The following is a 19,769-nucleotide window of genomic DNA, read 5'->3' as shown; positions in this document are numbered from 1 at the left end:
GCGAAGCCCTCTATTATTACACGATTTTCAGAAGATTCGAAAAACTTTTGAAGTTTTTTTCTTCCCCCTCTCCGCTCATCTCAATACCACCCCGGAGAGCAACATCAAGATCCGTGTTTAGCGGAGCCTTCGATTATGACACGGTTTTTAGAGGCTTTGAAAACATAAAGAAGTTTTTTTAAAACCCGCTCTATTTACTCTTTTGCCTCCGCTCACCTCGACCGTCTTATAAAGACTCGCCGAGATCCGTGTTTAGCGAAGCCCGCGATTATGCCATCGCTTTTCGGCTGCGGGCAACACTTTGCGAACTTTCTCGTAGACGCATCTACTGGCGCGCGGTACGCACGTTGTCCGGAAGGGCCTGAGGCCAGCTTGTGCGGAACGGGTTGATGTCCAAGCCGCCGCGGCGAGTGTAGCGGGCGTAGACAGCCAACTTGGTTGGACGGCAGCGGCGCCACACATCCGTGAAGATGCGCTCCACACAGGGTTCATGGAACTCGTTGTGATTGCGAAAGCTCACGATGTACGCTAGGAGACCTGCTTGGTCGATGGGGGGCCCGTTGTAGCGGATCTGCACGCTGCCCCAATCGGGCTGCCCTGTTACGAGGCAATTGCTCTTGAGCAATCGACTGGTCAGCGCCTCGGTAACGGGCGCTTGCGCGAAGTCGCTCGTGAGCAGTTCGGGCGCTGGCTGGTATTGAATGCATTCGATATCGAGGCGGTCCAAGTCGAGGCCGTCCAGTTCATGCACAGGAACTTGATCGAACGCCGCGGGCGCCAACAACTTCACCCCGATGCTCGCCACCCGGCCACTGCCGCGCCAGACCGCCTCGCTCAGGTCAGCGCGAAGCCGCTCCCTGACGGCCGCTGAATCGGGAAACACGGTACTGTTGAAGCTGTTCAGGTACAGCTTGAACGACTTGCTTTCGATGATGTTGGGCGTCTCGCAAGGGATCGTGAAGTGCGCGATGGCCAACTGTGGCTTGCCTCGTGCGTTGAGCCAGCTGAGCTCGAAGGCTGTCCACAGATCGGCACCAAAGAACGGAAGCGCACTGCCATCGATGCCCATGGCTTCACGTTGCGTCGCGCGCGAGATCGGGAACAGCAGACTGGCGTCGTATTGGTCAACGTACGCCGAGGCGCGGCCCAACTGCGATTGTTCCGGGGTGTTGTCAAGGCTCATGGGCGTCCTTCAGCTGACTTTTGAAAGGGAATCATGTTGTCCGGAGCATCCGGATCAGATGAACTCGCGTTCGCGCAGCCACTTGGTCGCGACCCACTTTTCGCCGGAAAGCACGGGCGCACCTCCATGCAAGGTGCGCGTTGCAGGATCAGGACGGTCGTAGCTGAAAAACACCCCCGTTCCACGTTTGGGCGCCACTTCGAGGCCGACATCGGGGAAGGTCGTCGCCCCACCCTGTTGCGGCTCCTGCAGGTACATGACCAGCGTGGCCACCCGCTGCCCACCGCGCCGAAGAATGAGCGGCGTGCCGAGCTCGCCCGGGTCGAAGTAGTCGTAGTGCGGCCGATATTGCGCGCCCGGCGCGTATCGCAGGATCTGCAGGCCTTCGCCGAATTCGAGAGGCCATTGAAGCAGCCTGGCGATGCGTTGCTCCAATCGCGCAACCACGGGGTTCTCTCCGCGCTCGAAGAACATGCCGTCGCTGGTTCGATCGACATTGAGCGCCTCGCCACCGGTTTGCGTTTCGACCGTGAGCGACCGCGCGAGACGCTGGCGCGCTGTGGCGATCAACGCGTCGCACTCTTCATCGGCCACGAGATTTCCGAACACGATCACGCGCGGGTTGCGCATTGTCTGGAGGACTTGCACGCGACGGTCACCGGCTTCGATGTAGAGCGGTGCGGCCGACAGATCCGGCCCAGGCATCGGCTTGCTCGGCTCGGCAACCGCCGAGGTCCCGGCCGATTTGAGCTCGACTTCCGCCAGAGCTGCGTCTGCCGCGGCGTCTTGCCATCCGGCTGCGCGCATCGATGCACGCAGGCTCGCAACCGTATGGCCCGCCGCCACTTGCGTGGCGACCCATTCGCGAAGTTCAGGACTGATCGCCTGTCCATGACTCATGATGATCTCCGTCGAAAGACGAGGCGCTCGGGCTTGGACGCCGCGGCATCGAATCCGTACCCCTCGAGGTCGAACTTCTCCAGCACCTTGGGCGTGGCAGCCTTGTGAAGGATGGCCCATCGCGCCATGAGGCCCCGCGCGCGCTTGGCGAAGAAGCTCACAATCTTGTAGCGTCCTTCATCACCCTTGGCGCCAGTGCTGCCTTTCCACTCTTCAAAGACACACTCCACCACGCGAGCCTTGAGAACGCTCTGGTCGACCGACTTGAAGTATTCCTGCGAAGCCAGGTTAATGACAACCGGCGTGCGATCAGCGACCAACCGCTCGTTGAGATGCGCCGCGATCCGCGCTCCCCAGAAGGCGTACAGGTCCTTGCCGTGGCGATTTGCAAGTTGCGTTCCCATCTCGAGCCGATAAGGTTGCAGCAGATCCAGCGGCCGCAGCACGCCGTAGAGCCCGCTCAGGATGCAGACATGGTCCTGCGCCCAGGCAAGCTGTGCCTCACTCATCGTTCTTGCGTCGAGCCCGCCGTAGACATCGCCATCGAATGCGAGCGCGGCCTGCTTTGCGTTCCGCTCGGTTCCCCTGGAAGCCCAGGCCGCATAGCGCGCCACGTTGAGCGCGGAAAGCTTATCGGACAAATTCATCAACTCCGCGACCTGCTGTGGCGACTTCTCGCGCAGGAGCTTGATGAGTTCTGACGCCGGGCTTCGGGGCCCTTCGAAGCGGGCCTGGGTGGACGGTACCGTTTCAGATACCGGAGTTTCGTAGTCGAGAGACTTGGCAGGAGACAGCAAAAACAGCATCGTTCAATTATGTGCGGCGCGGCGCTGGGGCGAGAAAGCGGTATAGAGTGCGCGGTTCATTGCAACACGACCGTTCTGGAGACCCACGATGAAGGCTGCCTCTTTGCTGCGAACCGGTGCTTTCGTTCTTGCCGCCGCCTGTGCAAGCAGCGCGTTTTTGACGTCGCTGCCTGCCGGGGCCGCAGCGCCCTTCGCCAAGGAACAGGCTCCCGGCTTCTACCGGCTGATGGTGGGTGACTTCGAGATTACCGCACTCGCGGACGGCACCGTCGCGCTGCCAGTGGATCAGCTTCTCACGAACACCACCCAAGGCGAGGTCAAGAAGGCGTTGGCCAAGTTCTCCCTCAGTTTGCCGCTCGAAACCTCGGTGAACGGATTTCTGATCAATACAGGCAGCAAGCTGATCCTGGTCGACACCGGAGCCGCTGGCCTGTTTGGCCCCACGCTCGGGAAACTGACGGGCAACCTGAAAGCCGCCGGATACCAACCTGAGCAGGTCGACGAGGTCTATATCACCCACATGCATCCGGACCACGTCGGCGGCCTCATGTCAGGTGACAAGCTGACATTTCCAAACGCGATCGTCCGGGCCGACAAGCGCGACGCCGATTTTTGGTTGAGCCAGGCAAACCTGGACAAGGCACCGGACGCCTCCAAAGACTTCTTCCGCGGTGCAATGGCGTCGCTCAATCCCTACATCGCCGCGGGCAAGTTCAAGCCGTTCGACGGAAACACGGAACTCGCGCCGGGCATCCGCGCAAGGGCCGCACACGGTCACACGGCGGGGCACTCGATCTTCATCGCCGAAAGCAAGGGCGAGAGGATCGCATTCTGGGGCGACCTGATGCACGTCGCCGCGGTGCAGTTCGAACGTCCGTCGGTCACCATCCAGTTCGACTCCGATTCCAAGGCCGCCGCTGTCCAGCGCAAAAAAGCCTATGTCGAGGCTGCCCGCGACGGCTACCTTGTCGCTGGCGCGCATCTTTCTTTTCCGGGCATCGGCCACGTCCGGTCCCAAGGTGCCGGCTATGCATGGGTGCCCGTCAACTATGCAGCGCCGCATTGATCGCGGCACACTCTCAGTCGAATAAAATCCGCCCACTTCCACCCACAAGCGGCATCCTGCGGGATGCCGTTCGTCTTTGTACCGCCATGAGCGAAACCTTGCCCCAACCCGGCCTCGAGAGCCTTTCCAAATCCTTCGAACCCGTTGCCATCGAGGCGCATTGGGGTCCCGAGTGGGAGCGGCGCGGCTATTCGGCCGCTGGCTTCCGCGGCACGCAGAAGGCCAAGGAAGGCGCGCCATCCTTCGCGATTCAGCTTCCGCCGCCGAACGTCACTGGCACGCTTCACATGGGGCATGCGTTCAACCAGACCATCATGGACAGCCTCACACGCTACCACCGGATGGCAGGCGACAACACCCTGTGGCTGCCCGGCACCGACCACGCGGGCATCGCCACGCAGATCGTCGTTGAACGCCAACTGCAGGAACAGAAGATCAGCCGGCACGATCTCGGCCGCAAGAATTTCGTCGCTCGCGTCTGGGAATGGAAAGAGAAGTCCGGCAACACGATCACGGGCCAGATGCGCCGCATGGGCGACTCGGTCGATTGGAGCCGCGAGTACTTCACGATGGACGAGACGCTCTCCAGCGTTGTCACGCAGACCTTCGTTCAGCTCTACAACGAAGGCTTGATCTATCGCGGCAAGCGTCTGGTCAACTGGGACCCGGTGCTCAAGACAGCGGTGAGCGATCTCGAAGTCGAAAGCGAGGAGGAAGACGGCTCTCTCTGGCATATCGCCTATCCGCTGGAAGACGGTTCCGGCTCTCTCACCGTTGCGACCACTCGCCCTGAAACCATGCTGGGTGACGTTGCCGTGATGGTGCATCCCGATGATGAGCGCTACAAACATCTGATTGGCCAGCGGGTCAGGCTGCCGTTGGTCGACCGACTGATCCCGGTGATTGCCGACGACTACGTCGACAAGGAATTCGGCACCGGCGTCGTCAAGGTCACGCCGGCGCACGACCACAACGACTATGCAGTGGGCCTGCGCCACGGCCTTGAGGTCATCGGCGTATTGACGCTCGATGCCACCATCAACGACAACGCTCCCGAGAAGTACCGCGGTCTGGATCGGTTCGTGGCACGCAAGGCTGTCATTGCCGACCTGGAGGTGCTGGGCCTGCTGATCGAGACCAAGAAGCACAAGCTGATGGTGCCGCGCTGTGCGCGCACAGGTGCGGTGGTCGAGCCGATGCTCACCGATCAGTGGTTCGTCGCCATGACCAAGCCAGACGCCAGCGGCCAGTCGATTGCGCAGAAAGCCATCGATGCGGTGCGCTCGGGCGAGGTCACTTTCGTTCCGGAAAACTGGATCAATACCTACAACCACTGGATGGAAAACATCCAGGACTGGACCATCTCCCGCCAGCTCTGGTGGGGCCACCAGATCCCCGCCTGGTATGACGAAGACGGCAAGGTCTACGTCGCAGCCAGCGAAGCCGAAGCGCAAGCGCAGGCCGTCGGAAAGACACTCACGCGCGATGAAGACGTGCTGGACACGTGGTACTCGTCGGCGCTGGTGCCCTTCTCTTCGCTCGGCTGGCCCGAGAAGACGCAGGACCTCGATCTGTACCTGCCCTCGACCGTGCTTGTCACAGGCTACGACATCATCTTCTTCTGGGTCGCCCGGATGATCATGATGACCAAGCATTTCACCGGCAAGGTGCCTTTCAAGCACGTCTACATCCATGGGCTGGTCCGCGACTCGCATGGCAAGAAGATGAGCAAGTCGGAAGGCAATGTGCTCGATCCCGTCGACCTGATCGACGGGATCGCGTTGCCCGAACTGCTCGAAAAGCGTACGCAGGGGCTGCGCCGGCCGGAGACGGCACCGACGGTCCGAAAGAACACTCAGAAGGAATTCCCGGACGGCATCCCGGCCTTCGGCGCCGACGCGCTGCGCTTCACCTTCGCATCGCTCGCCTCGCTGGGCCGCAGCATCAACTTCGACGCCAAGCGCTGCGAAGGCTACCGCAACTTCTGCAACAAGCTCTGGAACGCCACTCGCTTCGTGCTCATGAATTGCGAAGGCCAGGACTGCGGCCTCCGTGAACACACGAAGGAAGAATGCGCTGTCGGCGGCCCTGCGCACGGCTATCTGAAATTCAGCCAGGCCGATCGCTGGATCAGCTCGCGGTTGCAGCGCGTCGAAGCCGATGTCGCCAAGGGTTTCGATGAGTACCGGCTCGACAACGTTGCCAACGCGATCTATCAGTTCGCATGGGACGAGTTCTGCGATTGGTATCTCGAAATCGCGAAGGTGCAGATCCAGCAAGGCGAAGACGCGCAGAAACGGGCGACGCGGCGCACGCTGATCCGAACCCTCGAGACGCTGCTGCGCCTCGCGCATCCGGTCGTTCCGTTCATCACCGAAGAGCTGTGGCAAAAGGTCGCCCCAGTGGCAGGGCGTGCGGGTGAGTCAGTGATGGTCGCCGCTTATCCGAAGAGCCAGCCCGAGAAGATCGATGAGGCCGCCGAAGCGCACGTCGGGCGACTCAAGTCGCTTGTCGATGCCTGCCGCACGCTGCGTGGCGAGATGAACGTCTCGCCTGCGACGCGGCTGCCGCTCTACGCGGTTGCCGACGATGCTGCAGGAAGTGCCTTCCTCCGCGAAGCCGTCCCGGTGCTTCAGGCCTTGGCAAAGCTCAAGGAAGTGAAGGTTTTCGACGACGAGGCCGCCTGGTCCGCCGCCGCCGAGGCTGCACCGGTCGCGGTGGTCGGCGGCGTCCGTCTCTGCCTGCACATGGAAATCGACAAGGCGGCGGAAAAGGTGCGCATCGGCAAGGAACTTGCCCGCGTCGAAGGCGAAATCGCCAAAGTCAACGGCAAGTTGGGCAACGAGGCGTTCGTCGCCAAGGCACCTCCGGCTGTCATCGAACAGGAGCGCAGGCGGCTGACGGACTTCAGCGCGACCGTCGATCGGCTGCGTGATCAGCTTGTCCGCCTCGGCTGACAGACGAAAGTATTGTGCGGGGCTTAGTATCAGACAGCACGTCTCGTACGCAGCCCTCATCCGATCTACCTCGATTCAACCTCATGCCCATGTCCACTTCCCCGACGCGCATTCGCAAGGCCGTGTTTCCAGTCGCAGGCTTCGGCACTCGATTTCTGCCGGCAACCAAGGCCCAACCAAAGGAAATGCTCCCGGTGGTGGACAAGCCCTTGATTCAATACGCCGTCGAGGAAGCCTATGCGGCGGGCATTCGCGACATGATCTTTGTAACGGGGCGCAATAAGCGCGCCATCGAAGATCACTACGACTCTGCCTACGAACTAGAGTCACAACTCGAAGCCAATGGAAAGACCGAACTGCTCGCGATCGCGCGTTCCGTCATGCCGGACGACATGACGTGCTCCTATGTGCGCCAGCCGCGCATGCTGGGCCTGGGACATGCCGTGTTGTGCGCCGAACATCTGGTGGGCAACGAACCCTTTGCGGTACTGCTGGCCGATGACCTGATGGTGGGTCCGGACGGCGGCGAGCCCGTGCTCGCGCAGATGACGCACGCATTCGGCAAGCTCGGCGGATCATTGCTGGCGGTGCAGGAAGTGCCGCTGGAGCACGTCAAACGCTACGGCATCGTCGCTGGCGATGCCGTGGAAGACGGACTGATCAAGGTTAACCGGATGATCGAAAAGCCCAAGCCCGAAGACGCCCCTTCGCGGCTCGGCGTCGCCGGCCGCTACATCCTCACACCTGGCGTGTTCGCTGAAATCCGCAATCAGCCAAAGGGTGCGGGCGGCGAAATCCAGCTCACCGACGGTATCGCCGCGCTCATGGCGAAGGAGTCGGTCTATGCCTATTCCTACAAAGGCACGCGCTATGACTGCGGCAGTAAAGAAGGCTTCCTGCAAGCATCGGTAGAGTTGGCGCTGGCACACCCCGAGGTTGGAGCGTCTTTCCGCCAATATTTGAAGACGCTGGAGCTTTGAGTCGGCTCTGACGCCTCGCAACAGCGAGGCAACAGCGTCGCGGCTGTTACCGACGCCGGAGCACGTGGATGAATTCGTTGCCGACTGTCTGCTGCTCGACGAGATCGTTTCCTGTCTGCCGCGCAAACGCCTGAAAGTCGCGTACCGACCCTGCGTCAGTGGCTACAACCCTCAACAATTCGCCGCTCACCATTTCATTGAGCGACTTCTTGGCCTTCAAGATGGGCAACGGACAGTTGAGCCCGCGGGCGTCGAGTTCTTTGTGGATCTGCATGGCCATTGTTTGAAACTCCAACGATATCAGGAGGCCGGCCTCGGCCATTCCATGAACTGAGGCTCATGCCCTCGCGTGCGCAGCCAGTCCGCCAATGCATAGCCGGTGCCGGCCGGCCAGCAGCGCAGCGCGGAAAGGTCATACAGGCGATAGTCCACCAGCTCGGGCGACAGCATCACCTCGCCGTCAGCCACCGCGTGGTAGGCAATGATGACTTGGTTCATGCGCTGGAAGTCATAAACGCCCACGAGATTCAGCTCGCTCGCATCGAGGTTGGTTTCTTCCTTGATTTCGCGCGCAATGCCTTCCTGCGGCGTCTCGCCGGCTTCCATGAAGCCGGTGATGAGGGCATACGCCTTGTGAGTCCATGCCGCATTGCGCGCAAGGAGCACCTGCCCGCGGTATTCGATGATCGCGGCGAGAACCGGAGTCGGGTTGTTCCAGTGCGTGAAGTCGCAGGCGGTGCAGCGCAGGCGTGACTTCGGACCGCCATCTTCCTGTGCTTCGATCCATGCCAGCGGAGTCGCGCAGGAGGGGCAAAAGCGAGGTTCTTTCATCGTGGTTCAGGCGGGAAAGACGCCGGTCGACAGATAGCGATCACCGCGGTCGCACACGACGAAAACGATCGTTGCGTTTTCGACCGTCTTGGCGATTTCGAGCGCGACCCAGAGGGCCCCTGCAGCTGAAATGCCGCCGAAAATGCCCTCTTCCCGCGCAAGCCGGCGGCACATCTCTTCGGCATTGTCCTGACTCACGTTGACAACCTGGTCAACACGGCTAGGGTCGAAGATCTTGGGCAGATATTCCTGGGGCCATTTGCGAATGCCGGGAATGCGTGAGCCTTCCTCCGGCTGGGCACCGACGATTTGCACCGACGAATTCTTCTCCTTGAGAAACTGCGAGACGCCGGTGATGGTGCCCGTCGTGCCCATCGCGCTCACGAAGTGCGTGATGCGCCCGCTGGTGTCGGCCCAAATCTCAGGCCCGGTCGTCTCGTAGTGGATGCGCGGGTTGTCGGGATTCGCGAACTGGTCGAGCACCCGCCCTTTCCCCTGCTGCATCATCTGCTCTGCGAGGTCGCGCGCGTACTCCATGCCGCCGCTTTTCGGCGTCAGGACGAGTTCGGCACCAAAGGCTTTCATCGTTTGCGCACGTTCGACCGACAGGTCCTCCGGCATGATCAGCACCATCCGGTAGCCTTTGACCGCCGCGGCCATCGCGAGCGCGATGCCGGTGTTGCCGGAAGTCGCTTCGATCAGAGTGTCCCCCGGCTTGATTTCCCCGCGCTCCTCGGCACGCTTGATCATCGAAAGCGCCGGCCGGTCCTTGACCGACCCGGCCGGGTTGTTGCCTTCGAGCTTGCCAAGAATCACATTGCCACGCTTCGCATTGGCATCTGCGTCGATGCGTTGCAACGCCACCAGGGGCGTTCGGCCAATCGCGTCTTCAATCGTCGGATATTGCATGGAGGCACTGTGCCATAATTTCGCGCTCTCTTCCTTCCCTGCCCGGGTGGTGAAATTGGTAGACGCAGGGGACTCAAAATCCCCCGCCGCAAGGCGTGCCGGTTCGATTCCGGCCCCGGGCACCATGGCGCTCCGCCGTGGTTCGGAGACGCCTAAGCTTTCCGAGGGCCGGCAGTCACTTCGACTCAGCCTGCGGGCGATTGCAGATCGAAGCAGCACCCCGCGTAGTAAGCCTGATCGCCGCCCTCCACAAAGGGCACTTCAATCTTCTTTCCTTCATTGCGCCAGGCGTCGCGCCGCACATAGCCGGACTGAACCAGATCCGCGATCAGCTCGTCATACTTCTGGATCCGGTAAGGCGTGAACCCAAAGCCAATGCTGTGCACCGTGAAGATGGTGCGATCGGGATGCACGGTGGTCGTGTTGAGGATGATGCGCTTGGGCTTGACCGGCAGGGCCGCCAGAATCTCAGTCATGCGCTCCGGCAGGAACTGCAGGCATCCGGCAATAAAAAGGACATCGAAACCGCTCGCTTCCTTGTAGTCTGTCGTGAAGCTCAGTTCATCTCCAATGCCTCTTTCTGCGGCAATCTCACGGCCTGCCTGAATGACGCCCGCCACGTCGCAGGTCCTCCAGTGCATCCCCCGCGGGTAATGGAGCATGCGCCGGAACGCGTGGAACTTGATGGCCGCGTGACCCCCGAGGTCGAACACGGTGCGCAGCCCGTCTTCGAACGACCGGGTCAGCCAGAACAAGGCCGGATAGTCATAGAAGAAGACCTGGGGCGTAAAAAGCCGCCTGGCCTCCGCGACGTTGTCAAAGCCGATCGGTTTCGACTTCGGCGCCGCTGCGAGGGCCGCGTCAAAACTTTCATACGACCCCATGAACAGATGTTCGTCCACGTTGTCGACAAACTTGCGGCGGTATGCGGACTCCCGCAGCCGGCGCAGGGGAGCAAGGTTGACGCTCATCTTTAGACTTTCAGGCCGCTTCCAGAGCCATGGAGGATATGTGACAAAAGGCTCTCCCTGTTATCTTTTGCAAACGTTTATCTTATATAGGCGGATTACAGCTCGCAATCGAAATGCCCATGACATCGGGGCTATGCAGCTTGGCATATCGCGGGGCAGCCCCCGCAGCTCACGCGCCGGATTGAAGCCCCGACACGACGGTCGGATAGAGCAGGCGGACGCGCAACTCACGCTTGAGCCGCATGTTGTCCAGCCGCCGCGATTCACCCATGAAGCTGAGCAGTGACAACGGGAGCTGGGCCCGCGCTTCTTCACGCGCGATGCGCGGCGGGCGTGCAAGACCGTACATGTTCGCGGCGAGATCAACGTAGTCACCCATCTTCAGTTCGCTGTCGTCGCTGACATGAAACACGCGCTGCGGACCGCCTCGCCACAGCGCGGCAACGCAGGCTCGCGCGAGATCATCGGCATGGATGTGATTGGTGAAGACGTCGTCTTCCGCACGAAGCACCGGCGTACCTTTCAAGAGGCGCTCGCGCGGCGTGCCTCCCTCGCGGTCCGGCGCATAGATGCCGGGTATACGGAGGATGCGCGCCGACACGCCCGCCCTTCCAAGCCACCGCACGGTGCGCTCCGCATCGACACGCCGATGTGCCCGTGGCGTGTCGGGGCGTACCGTGCGCGTTTCATTGACCCACGCCCCACCGCAATCTCCATAGACACCGCTGGTCGAACCGTAGACGAAGGATGTCGGAAGCGAGCGCAGGCGCAATGCCCGCGCGAGCGCCAACGTGCGGGGGTCTCGCCACCACAGCAGCCCCTCGGCGCGCGGCGGGGGCGCGAGATGAAGCACGCGGGTTGCGAGGCCCGAGATGCGGCGCAACGTGGCCCCTGAGTCCAAGTCCGCGAGAAGCGGCGCAAAACCGCTCTGGCGCAGCAAAGGAACACGTTCGGGCGACGAAGTCAGCGCGATCAGATTGACGCGGTCCCGGAGAAGGCGAGCAGCCCGAAGCCCCACGTCGCCGCATCCGACAACAAGCACGCGCTCCCGCCGGAAGCGCGAGGGCCTCGCGCCCAGAGGGCTGTTGATTGAGGGCAAAATCCATCTCCCTATAGAAGCAGTAGCGAAGAATAACCATGACCAGCGCAGCGCCGAGCGAATCGGGCTTTCACATCACGGTAGAACCCAGCGGCCGCCATTTCGACGCTCAACCGGACGAGACCATTCTCGCGGCCGGGATCCGCCAGGGCATCGGACTGCCCTATGGCTGCAAGGATGGCGCGTGCGGTTCGTGCAAATGCAAGAAGCTGTCAGGCACGGTCACGCTGGGTTTGCATCAGAGCAAGGCGCTGAGCGCCGAAGAAGAATTGGGCGGCTTCATCCTGACCTGCTGCGCCCGAGCGGAAAGCGACGTGGTGCTCGAATCGCGCCAGGTCACCGAGGCTGGCGCCTATCCGATTCGCAAGATGCCGGTGCGGGTGCTCGCATTGGCGAGGAAATCACACGACGTCGTACTGCTGCGCCTGCAATTGCCCGCCGGCGAACCACTGCAGTTTCATGCGGGCCAGTACATCGAGTTCATCCTGCGCGACGGCACGCGCCGCAGCTACTCGATGGCCAACGCGCCGCATACGCTGCTGGAGCCCGGAACGGGCATCGAGTTGCACATCAGGCACCTGCCGGGCGGCAAGTTCACGGATCACGTGTTCGGCGCGATGAAAGAAAAAGAGATCCTTCGCGTCGAAGGCCCCTATGGCAGCTTCTTCTTGCGTGAGGAATCCGAAAAGCCTCTGATCTTCTTGGCTTCGGGCACCGGGTTCGCACCGATCAAGGCGGTGCTCGAACACATGAAGCTGAAGGGCATCGAGCGACCGGTCACCCTGTACTGGGGCGGTCGCCGCCCAGAGGACCTCTACATGGACGACTGGGTCCGAGCACAGCTGGCCGAGATGCCTCATCTGCGTTATGTGCCGGTGATCTCGAACGCAGTGCCCGAAGACGACTGGAGAGGACGAACCGGCTTCGTTCACCGGGCCGTCATGGAAGACTTCAGCGACCTGTCGGGCCATCAGGTCTATGCGTGCGGCGCTCCGGTGGTCGTCGATTCCGCAAAGCACGACTACGTGGCCGAGCGCGGATTGCCCGAGGAAGAATTCTTCGCCGACGCCTTCACGACGGAAGCAGACAAGGCCCTGCCCTGACCCTCACTGACACCCAGATATCAACCAGCACAATCGGATTCATGAACGCCAGACATTTCCTCCTCACGCTCGTTTCTACCGCAGCGGTTCTCGTCTCCGGCCAGGCGGCCGCCGAACAGCGACCGATTCGTCTCGTCGTGCCGTACGCTGCCGGAGGACCGATCGACGTGACGGCCCGAATTCTTGCCGAACGTGTGAAGGACTCTCTGGGCCCGGTGATCATCGACAACAAGCCCGGTGCCGGCGGCAACATCGGCGCCGACATCGTCGCAAAAGCTGCGCCTGACGGTCTCACGATCGGCATTGCTGCCACGGCGACGAACGCAGTCAATCCTTGGCTCTATTCCAAGATGCCCTTCAACGCCGCCACGGATTTCGCGCCCATCACCCAGATGGTCCGCGTGCCGAATGTACTGGTGATGAACGCACAGGCCGCGCAGCGCTTGAAGATCAACACGCTGGCAGACCTGATCGCCTATGCCAAGGCGCATCCCGCACAGCTCAACTATGGCAGCGGCGGCAACGGCAGCGCCGGGCACTTGGCTGGCGAGATGTTCAAGAAGGAAGCCGGCATCTTTGCCGTGCACATTCCCTACAACGGCGGCAATCCCGCCCAGCTGGCACTGATCTCGGGGCAAGTGGATTTCAACTTCGACAACCTCGCGACAGCCGCGCCGAACATTCGCTCGGGCAAGCTGAAGGCCATCGCCGTGACCACGGCCGAGCGGAGCCCCATGCTTCCTGATGTACCAACGGTTGCCGCCACGTTGAAGGGCTTCTCGGTGGACACCTGGTGGGGTCTGGTCGCTCCAGCTGGCACGCCTCCAGAAGTGATCGCCAAGCTCAATCACGCGTTCGTGGACGCGCTCCATTCGCCGGAAACCAAAAGCAAGTTCGCATCGCTATTGGCCGAGCCAGTCGCGAGCACGCCCGAACAGTTCGGCGCCTTCATGAAGAGCGAACTCGCCAAGTACGAAAAGGTCGTCAAGTCCACCGGCGCTCAAGTGGACTGATCTGCGCGCCCCGTGGGGCGCGCGCAGGGCCCGTTCATTCGCCGAGGTAGGCCGCGCGCACTTTCGGGTCGCTCAGCATCACCTTGGCGTCGCCGCTCATGGTGATCAGGCCCGACTCCATCACATAGCCGCGATCGGCCAACTGCAATGCCCGGCTCGCGTTCTGCTCCACCAGCAGCACGGTCACGCCCTGGTCGTAAACCTGCTTCACGACCTCAAAGATCTTGTCCACCATGATCGGCGACAGGCCCATCGAGGGCTCATCGAGCAGCAACACCTTCGGCCGCGCCATGAGCGCGCGACCCATGGCGAGCATCTGCTGTTCGCCACCGGACATGGTGCCGGCGAGCTGCGTTGCACGCTCCTTGAGGCGCGGGAACGTGGCAAAGACGCGATCTATGTCCTTGGTGATCTCCGCCTTGTCGTTGCGGATGTAAGCGCCGATCTGCAGGTTTTCCGTGATGGTCATGCGCGTGAACACGCCACGACCTTCGGGCACCATCACCAGCCCCTCGCCGACCAGATCCCATGCGCCGCGGCCCTTGATGCTCTTGCCCAGGTACTCGATGTCGCCACCCAGAAACGGCAGCGTGCCGGTGATCGCCTTCATGGTGGTGGTCTTGCCAGCGCCGTTGGAGCCGATCAGTGAAACCAGTTCGCCCTCGCGCACCTCGAAATCAACGCCTTTCACGGCCTGGATGCCGCCATAGGCGACCTTCAACCCGCTGACCTTCAAAAGGGTTTGCGCCATCTCAGTGTCCTCCCGTGCCGAGGTAAGCCTCGATCACCTTTTCGTTCTTCTGCACCGAGGCGGGCGTGCCCTCGGCGATCTGTTTGCCATAGTCGAGCACCGTGACGCGGTCGCACAAACCCATCACCAGCTTCACATCGTGCTCGATCAGGAGGATGGTGCGATCATCCTTGCGGATGCGATCGATCAGTTCGCGCAACTGCATCTTCTCGGTCGCGTTCATGCCGGCTGCGGGTTCGTCCAGCGCGATCAGTTGAGGGTCGGTAGCGAGCGCGCGCGCGATCTCCAGGCGCCGCTGGTCGCCGTAGCTCAACGTGCGCGCCTTGTAGTCCGCGAACTTGCCGATGCCGACGTAGTCGAGCAACTCGTGCGCGCGCTTGGTGATCGCAGCCTCTTCGGCCTTGAAGCCACCGGTGCGGAAGATCGCACCGATCACGCCCGAACGGGTGCGGATGTGCCGGCCGACCATGACGTTTTCAAGCGCGGTCATCTCCGAGAACAGGCGAATGTTCTGGAAGGTACGCGCAATGCCCGCCTTGGCGACTTCGTGCACCGCCGTCGGCTGGTAGGGCTTGCCCGCCAACTCGAAAGTGCCGCTGTCAGGCGTGTAAAGGCCCGTGATGACGTTGAAGAAAGTGGTCTTGCCTGCTCCGTTGGGGCCGATCAGGCCGTAGACCTGGCCGCGATCGATCTTCATGCCGACGTCCGAAAGCGCCTGCAAGCCGCCGAACCGTTTCGAGATGCCTTGTACGTTGAGGACGGTGTCGCTCATTCTTGTTCTCCCATCGCTCACGGATTGATCGACATCGGACGGGAGGCCACGCCCGGAACCTCGTCGGACGGGACTTCCACCCCCGGCGCCGCTGCCGGCATGCCAGACGCCGGCGCCGTGCCCTTGCGCGCCAGCGACTTGCCGTGCTCGGGCGACGGCCAGAGCCCACGCGGACGAACCAGCATGATGATGATCATGGCAAGCGCAATGAAGAGCTGGCGCAAGATGGATGCATCGAGCCGGCCGTCGGTCATCGATTGCAGGGGACCTGCCACGTAGCGCAGCACTTCGGGCAGCGCAGCCAGCAGCACCGCTCCGAGCACCACGCCGGGCAAGTGCCCGATCCCGCCAAGCACGACCATGGCGACAATCATCACGGACTCCATAAGGCTGAAAGACTCCGGCGAGACAAACCCCTGGAACGCCGCGAACATCGCTCCGGATACGCCGCCGAAGCTGGCGCCCATGCCGAACGCCAGCAGCTTCAGGTTCCGGGTGTTGATGCCCATCGCCTTGGCGGCGATTTCGTCTTCGCGGATGGCCATCCAGGCGCGACCAATGCGCGAGATCTGCAAGCGATGCGAGATCAGAATGGTGACAAGCACCAGCGCGAGGAAGAGGTAGTAGTAGAGCGTGACGGACGATATCGTGAAGCCATCGAACTTCAGCGGCTTGCCGAGGTTCAGCCCCCAGAAATGGACCGGCTCGATCGCGGTGATGCCTTTGGGGCCGTTCGTGATGTTGACCGGCTGGTCCAGGTTGTTCAGGAACACGCGAATGATTTCACCGAAGCCGAGCGTCACGATCGCGAGGTAGTCGCCGCGCAGCTTGAGCGTTGGCGCGCCGAGCAGCACGCCGAACAGCGCTGCAAGCCCGAACGCCGCGGGTATCACCAGCACCAACGAACTGTGCAGCCCGTTCGGGAACATGGCCTTGAACGCGGGGAATGTCTCCGTCAGGTGCGGCGACTCCAGAAGTGCAAACAGATAGGCACCGATGGCGAAGAAGGCCACATAGCCCAGGTCGAGCAATCCTGCGTAGCCCACCACGATGTTCAGGCCCAGTGCCAGGAGCACGTAGAGGAGCGCAATGTCCGCGATGCGGACCCACGCGTTGCCCTGCATTTGCAGGAGCAGCGGCAGCGCCAGCAGGGCGATGGCCCCAATCAGGATGAAAAGGAAATTCTTGCCTTGTTTCATGGCTGGCTCCTCAGGCGCGGTCCGCCACACGCTCGCCGAGCAGCCCTGAGGGCCGCAACGTCAGCATGATGATGAGCACGACGAACGCGATGATGTCGCTGTATTGGCTGCCCAGCACATCGCCCGTCAGCGCACCGAGATAGCCCGATCCGATGGCTTCGATCACGCCCAGCAGGATGCCGCCTACGACGGCGCCCGCGAGGTTGCCGATACCGCCGAAGACTGCGGCCGTGAACGCCTTGAGACCAGGAATGAACCCCATCGCGTGCTGCGCGATGCCGTAGTTGGAGGCGTACATCACGCCGGCGATGGCCGCCAGCACAGCACCGATGATGAAGGTGGCCGAGATGACCATGTCAGGCCGGATGCCCATGAGTGCAGCCACGCGGGGGTTCTCGGCTGTGGCGCGCATCGCCCGGCCCAGCTTGGTGTAGTTGACCAGCCACGTCAGCACTGCAAGGCAGATGGCGGTGACGCTCAGGATCATCACCTGTGTCGGCGAAATCACGGCGCCGCCGAGGTGGATCGGCGTCGTGGAGAGCAAATTGGGATATGCCTTGTTGGTCGGCTTCCAGATGATCATTGCCAGTGTCTGGAGCAGGATCGACACGCCAATGGCAGTGATGAGCGGCGCCAGCTTCGGACTGTTGCGCAGCGGACGGTATGCAACCTTCTCGATGACGAAGTTGAGAGCGGCAGCCACGACGCAGGCAATGATGAGCGCGACGAGCAGGATCAGCCATCCCGGGGTGCCTGGCATCGACTCCTGCATGAGGCCGATGATGGTCCAACTGGTCAGTGCCCCGACCATGAGCACTTCACCGTGCGCGAAATTGATGAGATTGATGATGCCGTACACCATTGTGTAGCCCAAGGCTATCAAGGCGTACATGCTGCCCAGTACCAGACCGTTGATGATCTGTTGCAGCAAGATGTCCATAACGGGATTCCCTTTTTTTGTGGTTACACCCTTGAGAGGTGTCTCGGCCAGCTCGGCGTACTGAATTGACGCCATACGCTTCACTTAGCAAAAAACCCGCCAGCATGTGTCGGCGGCGGGTTTGTGGGCGGGATTTTAGTCACGGCGGAACGCCGGTTTGGTGCGTTTACGCCCGGGTTTTCCCGCTGGCGCGAGTGTTTTCGGCTTGCGGGCTGCAGAACGCTTGCAAGAGGGTATCGGCCCCCTCAACTCTACGTATCAAGCGGCGGCGTCGCCGTTGCGCTTTCGCAGTTCGCGAAGCTTCTCGGCGATGCGGATTTCGAGCCCGCGTTCGACGGGCCTGTAGAACGGCGGCGGGTCGAGGCCGTCCGGCATGTATCTCTCGCCAGCAGCGAAGCCGCCCTCCTCGTCATGCGCATAGCGGTAGCCCTTGCCGTAGTCGAGCTGCTTCATCAGCCGTGTCGGGGCATTGCGCAGGTGCATTGGCACCGGGCGCGTTCCATCCGCCTTGATGAACGCCTTGACCTCGTTGTAGGCCTTGTAGACAGCGTTCGATTTGGGCGCGATGGCCAGGTAGACAACGCACTCGGCCAATGCGAGTTCGCCCTCTGGCGTGCCGAGACGCTCATAGACTTCGGCGGCATCGAGCGCCAGACGCAATGCGCGAGGGTCCGCCAGCCCGATGTCTTCGCTTGCCATGCGCACGAGTCTGCGCGCCATGTATCGGGGGTCGGCGCCACCATCGAGCATGCGCACGAACCAGTAGAGAGCAGCGTCGGGGTCACTCCCGCGCACGGACTTGTGCAGCGCGGAAATGGTGTCGTAGAACTGCTCGCCGCCCTTGTCGTAGCGGCGCATCCGTTCGCCCAGAACGCGCAGCAGCCAGTCGTCCCTGATGTTGTCGAGCGACTCTGTGCTGGCGGCGATCGACAGCGTCTCGAGCGTGTTGAGAAGCCGTCTTGCGTCACCGTCGGCGTAGGCGATCAGCCGATCGATGGCCTTCGACTCGATCGCAGGCACTGCCTGGATGTCCTGGGCACGGGTCACGATCTGCTTCAGATCGTCCTCGCCGAGCGGTTGCAGCACGTAGACCGCCGCCCTCGACAACAAAGCCGAATTCACCTCGAACGAAGGGTTCTCGGTCGTCGCACCGATGAAGGTGAAAAGACCCGATTCGACGTGCGGCAGGAACGCGTCCTGCTGGCTCTTGTTGAACCGATGCACTTCGTCGACGAAGACGATCGTGCGGCGCTGCTCGAGCCCGTCACGCGCGGTGATGGCTCGCTCGACGGCGTCGCGAATATCCTTCACGCCCCCGAGCACGGCGCTGATGCTGAGAAATTGCGCATCGAACGCATCGGCCATCAAACGCGCAATGGTGGTCTTGCCCACGCCCGGCGGGCCCCACAGAATGCATGAATGCGGCTGGCCTGATTCAAAGGCGATGCGCAACGGCATGCCGGGACCGAGCAGATGCTGTTGGCCAATGACCTCGCCCAAGGTCTTGGGGCGAAGGCGTTCTGCGAGAGGTTGATGCGTGGAGGGAGCCATCGATGAGCCGTAGTGTCGCGCAGCATTCGAAGCGGCGGCCGATGACGACTACCGAGGGTCGGCAGCATGCCGGGACCGCGAGGGTGCTACTGCCGGACTACGTCGGCGCCCGCGGGCGGCTTAAAGACAAAAGTGCCGGCCGGAAGTGAGGGATTGACCTCGACCTTGCCGAACTTCAGTACCGACCGTTGGCCAAAACTGTCGAGGATTTCAAGTGCCGCCAGGGAATCGCCCTGGAACCCGATCTGCACGCTTTGAAGTTGACCGTCCTTATTCTTCGGTGTGGCCTTGACCCACTGCAAACCATCGCGCTCGGGCGCGGCCTCCAGCATGAAGTCGGCCTGCAGGGTCTTCAGGTCGGGCGCAGCCGCAATCAACGCCGCCGGCGTCGATCCAAGCGCTTGGGCCTGTTTGCGCTGCGTGACCTGGTTCAGATCGGCGTCGTAGAGCCAGAGCGTCTCTCCATCGGCAACGATGCTCTGGACGAAGGGTTTCTTGTAGTCGAATCTGAATCTGCCCGGCCGCTGGAATGCGAAGGAGCCGGTGGACACTTTGTCGCGCGAGGCGACGCCTTCTTTCGGCGGCGAGGTCACGGTCTGGGTGAACTCGGCAAGCCCCGACTTGGCCGTCTTCACGAAAGCCTCGAGGCTTTCCATCCCGCCGGCGCTCGCGGCGGCCGCCAGGACCGCCAGCGCCATACCCACAATCAACTTCTTCATCGGCATCCCTCGCTGGACA

19 protein-coding genes and 1 tRNA gene are annotated in these 19,769 nt (G+C 62.0%); 6 read left to right on the top strand and 14 right to left on the bottom strand.

Features of this window, described 5'->3' with window-relative positions:
- Positions 1 to 325 precede the first annotated feature (325 nt).
- From queF to yaaA, 3 genes are read right to left on the bottom strand one after another with little or no spacing between them, the layout of a single operon-like run.
- On the bottom strand, positions 326 to 1,183 hold the full coding sequence (gene queF / locus AC1DMA_RS27555) for an NADPH-dependent 7-cyano-7-deazaguanine reductase QueF (protein ID WP_478146114.1): 858 nt from the start codon (positions 1,181 to 1,183) through the stop codon (positions 326 to 328).
- A 54-nt stretch (positions 1,184 to 1,237) separates the two neighbouring features.
- The gene (locus AC1DMA_RS27550) at positions 1,238 to 2,083 is read right to left on the bottom strand and encodes a 2OG-Fe(II) oxygenase (RefSeq protein ID WP_478146113.1); all 846 of its coding nucleotides are present in this window, start codon (positions 2,081 to 2,083) and stop codon (positions 1,238 to 1,240) included.
- Positions 2,080 to 2,889, bottom strand: a complete 810-nt coding sequence (gene yaaA, locus AC1DMA_RS27545) for a peroxide stress protein YaaA (RefSeq protein ID WP_478146112.1) — start codon at positions 2,887 to 2,889, stop codon at positions 2,080 to 2,082. Before yaaA ends, AC1DMA_RS27550 begins: the two co-directional genes overlap by 4 nt.
- A gap of 88 nt (positions 2,890 to 2,977) precedes the next feature.
- On the opposite strand from yaaA, the gene AC1DMA_RS27540 reads away from it, so the two are divergent.
- The 3 genes from AC1DMA_RS27540 (at position 2,978) to galU (ending at position 7,892) form a co-directional block, all read left to right on the top strand.
- Positions 2,978 to 3,955: an MBL fold metallo-hydrolase gene (locus AC1DMA_RS27540; RefSeq protein WP_478146111.1), complete on the top strand. Its 978-nt coding sequence runs from the start codon at positions 2,978 to 2,980 to the stop codon at positions 3,953 to 3,955.
- Between the two features lie 86 nt (positions 3,956 to 4,041).
- A complete protein-coding gene (locus AC1DMA_RS27535) occupies positions 4,042 to 6,912 on the top strand; it encodes a valine--tRNA ligase (RefSeq protein ID WP_478128226.1) in 2,871 nt (956 codons plus the stop codon).
- An 89-nt stretch (positions 6,913 to 7,001) separates the two neighbouring features.
- Complete coding sequence (gene galU, locus AC1DMA_RS27530; RefSeq protein ID WP_478146119.1) at positions 7,002 to 7,892, top strand: UTP--glucose-1-phosphate uridylyltransferase GalU; 891 nt, start codon at positions 7,002 to 7,004, stop codon at positions 7,890 to 7,892.
- 46 nt (positions 7,893 to 7,938) lie between these two features.
- Here the strand turns inward: galU and AC1DMA_RS27525 are convergent, their stop codons facing one another.
- From AC1DMA_RS27525 to cysM, 3 genes are read right to left on the bottom strand one after another with little or no spacing between them, the layout of a single operon-like run.
- Positions 7,939 to 8,166 (bottom strand): sulfurtransferase TusA family protein, encoded by a 228-nt coding sequence (locus AC1DMA_RS27525; RefSeq protein WP_478146118.1) that lies wholly within the window; start codon positions 8,164 to 8,166, stop codon positions 7,939 to 7,941.
- Between the two features lie 26 nt (positions 8,167 to 8,192).
- Positions 8,193 to 8,723, bottom strand: coding sequence for an NUDIX domain-containing protein (locus AC1DMA_RS27520; protein WP_478146110.1), 531 nt, complete (start codon positions 8,721 to 8,723; stop codon positions 8,193 to 8,195).
- 6 nt (positions 8,724 to 8,729) lie between these two features.
- Entirely contained in the window at positions 8,730 to 9,632 is a 903-nt protein-coding gene (gene cysM, locus AC1DMA_RS27515) for a cysteine synthase CysM (protein ID WP_478128224.1), read from the bottom strand.
- Between the two features lie 40 nt (positions 9,633 to 9,672).
- Here cysM and AC1DMA_RS27510 point away from each other — a divergent pair.
- Positions 9,673 to 9,757 (top strand) — tRNA-Leu (locus AC1DMA_RS27510).
- A 60-nt stretch (positions 9,758 to 9,817) separates the two neighbouring features.
- On the opposite strand, the gene AC1DMA_RS27505 is transcribed toward AC1DMA_RS27510, so the two are convergent.
- Together AC1DMA_RS27505 and AC1DMA_RS27500 are read right to left on the bottom strand one after the other, a co-directional pair.
- Positions 9,818 to 10,603, bottom strand: coding sequence for a methyltransferase, TIGR04325 family (locus AC1DMA_RS27505; RefSeq protein WP_478128223.1), 786 nt, complete (start codon positions 10,601 to 10,603; stop codon positions 9,818 to 9,820).
- 169 nt (positions 10,604 to 10,772) lie between these two features.
- Positions 10,773 to 11,702: an SDR family oxidoreductase gene (locus AC1DMA_RS27500; RefSeq protein ID WP_478146109.1), complete on the bottom strand. Its 930-nt coding sequence runs from the start codon at positions 11,700 to 11,702 to the stop codon at positions 10,773 to 10,775.
- A gap of 38 nt (positions 11,703 to 11,740) precedes the next feature.
- Here AC1DMA_RS27500 and AC1DMA_RS27495 point away from each other — a divergent pair, with 38 nt between their 5' ends.
- Together AC1DMA_RS27495 and AC1DMA_RS27490 are read left to right on the top strand one after the other, a co-directional pair.
- Positions 11,741 to 12,805 carry a CDP-6-deoxy-delta-3,4-glucoseen reductase gene (locus tag AC1DMA_RS27495; protein WP_478128221.1) on the top strand — a complete coding sequence of 355 codons (1,065 nt, stop codon included), beginning with the start codon at positions 11,741 to 11,743 and terminating at the stop codon, positions 12,803 to 12,805.
- A 41-nt stretch (positions 12,806 to 12,846) separates the two neighbouring features.
- Positions 12,847 to 13,818 (top strand): Bug family tripartite tricarboxylate transporter substrate binding protein, encoded by a 972-nt coding sequence (locus AC1DMA_RS27490; RefSeq protein WP_478128220.1) that lies wholly within the window; start codon positions 12,847 to 12,849, stop codon positions 13,816 to 13,818.
- A gap of 34 nt (positions 13,819 to 13,852) precedes the next feature.
- Here the strand turns inward: AC1DMA_RS27490 and AC1DMA_RS27485 are convergent, their stop codons facing one another.
- From AC1DMA_RS27485 to lolA, 6 genes are all read right to left on the bottom strand, one after another.
- The gene (locus AC1DMA_RS27485; protein ID WP_478128219.1) at positions 13,853 to 14,569 is read right to left on the bottom strand and encodes an ABC transporter ATP-binding protein; all 717 of its coding nucleotides are present in this window, start codon (positions 14,567 to 14,569) and stop codon (positions 13,853 to 13,855) included.
- A 1-nt stretch (position 14,570) separates the two neighbouring features.
- Entirely contained in the window at positions 14,571 to 15,341 is a 771-nt protein-coding gene (locus AC1DMA_RS27480; RefSeq protein WP_478128218.1) for an ABC transporter ATP-binding protein, read from the bottom strand.
- A gap of 17 nt (positions 15,342 to 15,358) precedes the next feature.
- The gene (locus AC1DMA_RS27475; protein ID WP_478128217.1) at positions 15,359 to 16,540 is read right to left on the bottom strand and encodes a branched-chain amino acid ABC transporter permease; all 1,182 of its coding nucleotides are present in this window, start codon (positions 16,538 to 16,540) and stop codon (positions 15,359 to 15,361) included.
- A gap of 10 nt (positions 16,541 to 16,550) precedes the next feature.
- Positions 16,551 to 17,480 (bottom strand): branched-chain amino acid ABC transporter permease, encoded by a 930-nt coding sequence (locus AC1DMA_RS27470; RefSeq protein WP_478128216.1) that lies wholly within the window; start codon positions 17,478 to 17,480, stop codon positions 16,551 to 16,553.
- Positions 17,481 to 17,738: 258 nt separating this feature from the next.
- The gene (locus AC1DMA_RS27465) at positions 17,739 to 19,031 is read right to left on the bottom strand and encodes a replication-associated recombination protein A (RefSeq protein ID WP_478128215.1); all 1,293 of its coding nucleotides are present in this window, start codon (positions 19,029 to 19,031) and stop codon (positions 17,739 to 17,741) included.
- Between the two features lie 86 nt (positions 19,032 to 19,117).
- A complete protein-coding gene (gene lolA, locus AC1DMA_RS27460; RefSeq protein WP_478128214.1) occupies positions 19,118 to 19,750 on the bottom strand; it encodes an outer membrane lipoprotein periplasmic chaperone LolA in 633 nt (210 codons plus the stop codon).
- Between the last annotated feature and the right edge of the window lie 19 nt (positions 19,751 to 19,769).

The organism is Variovorax sp. 05N34 (assembly GCF_056397405.1).
The sequence above is the reverse complement of the archived record's forward strand: the minus strand, read 5'-3'. Positions and strand labels throughout refer to the sequence as shown.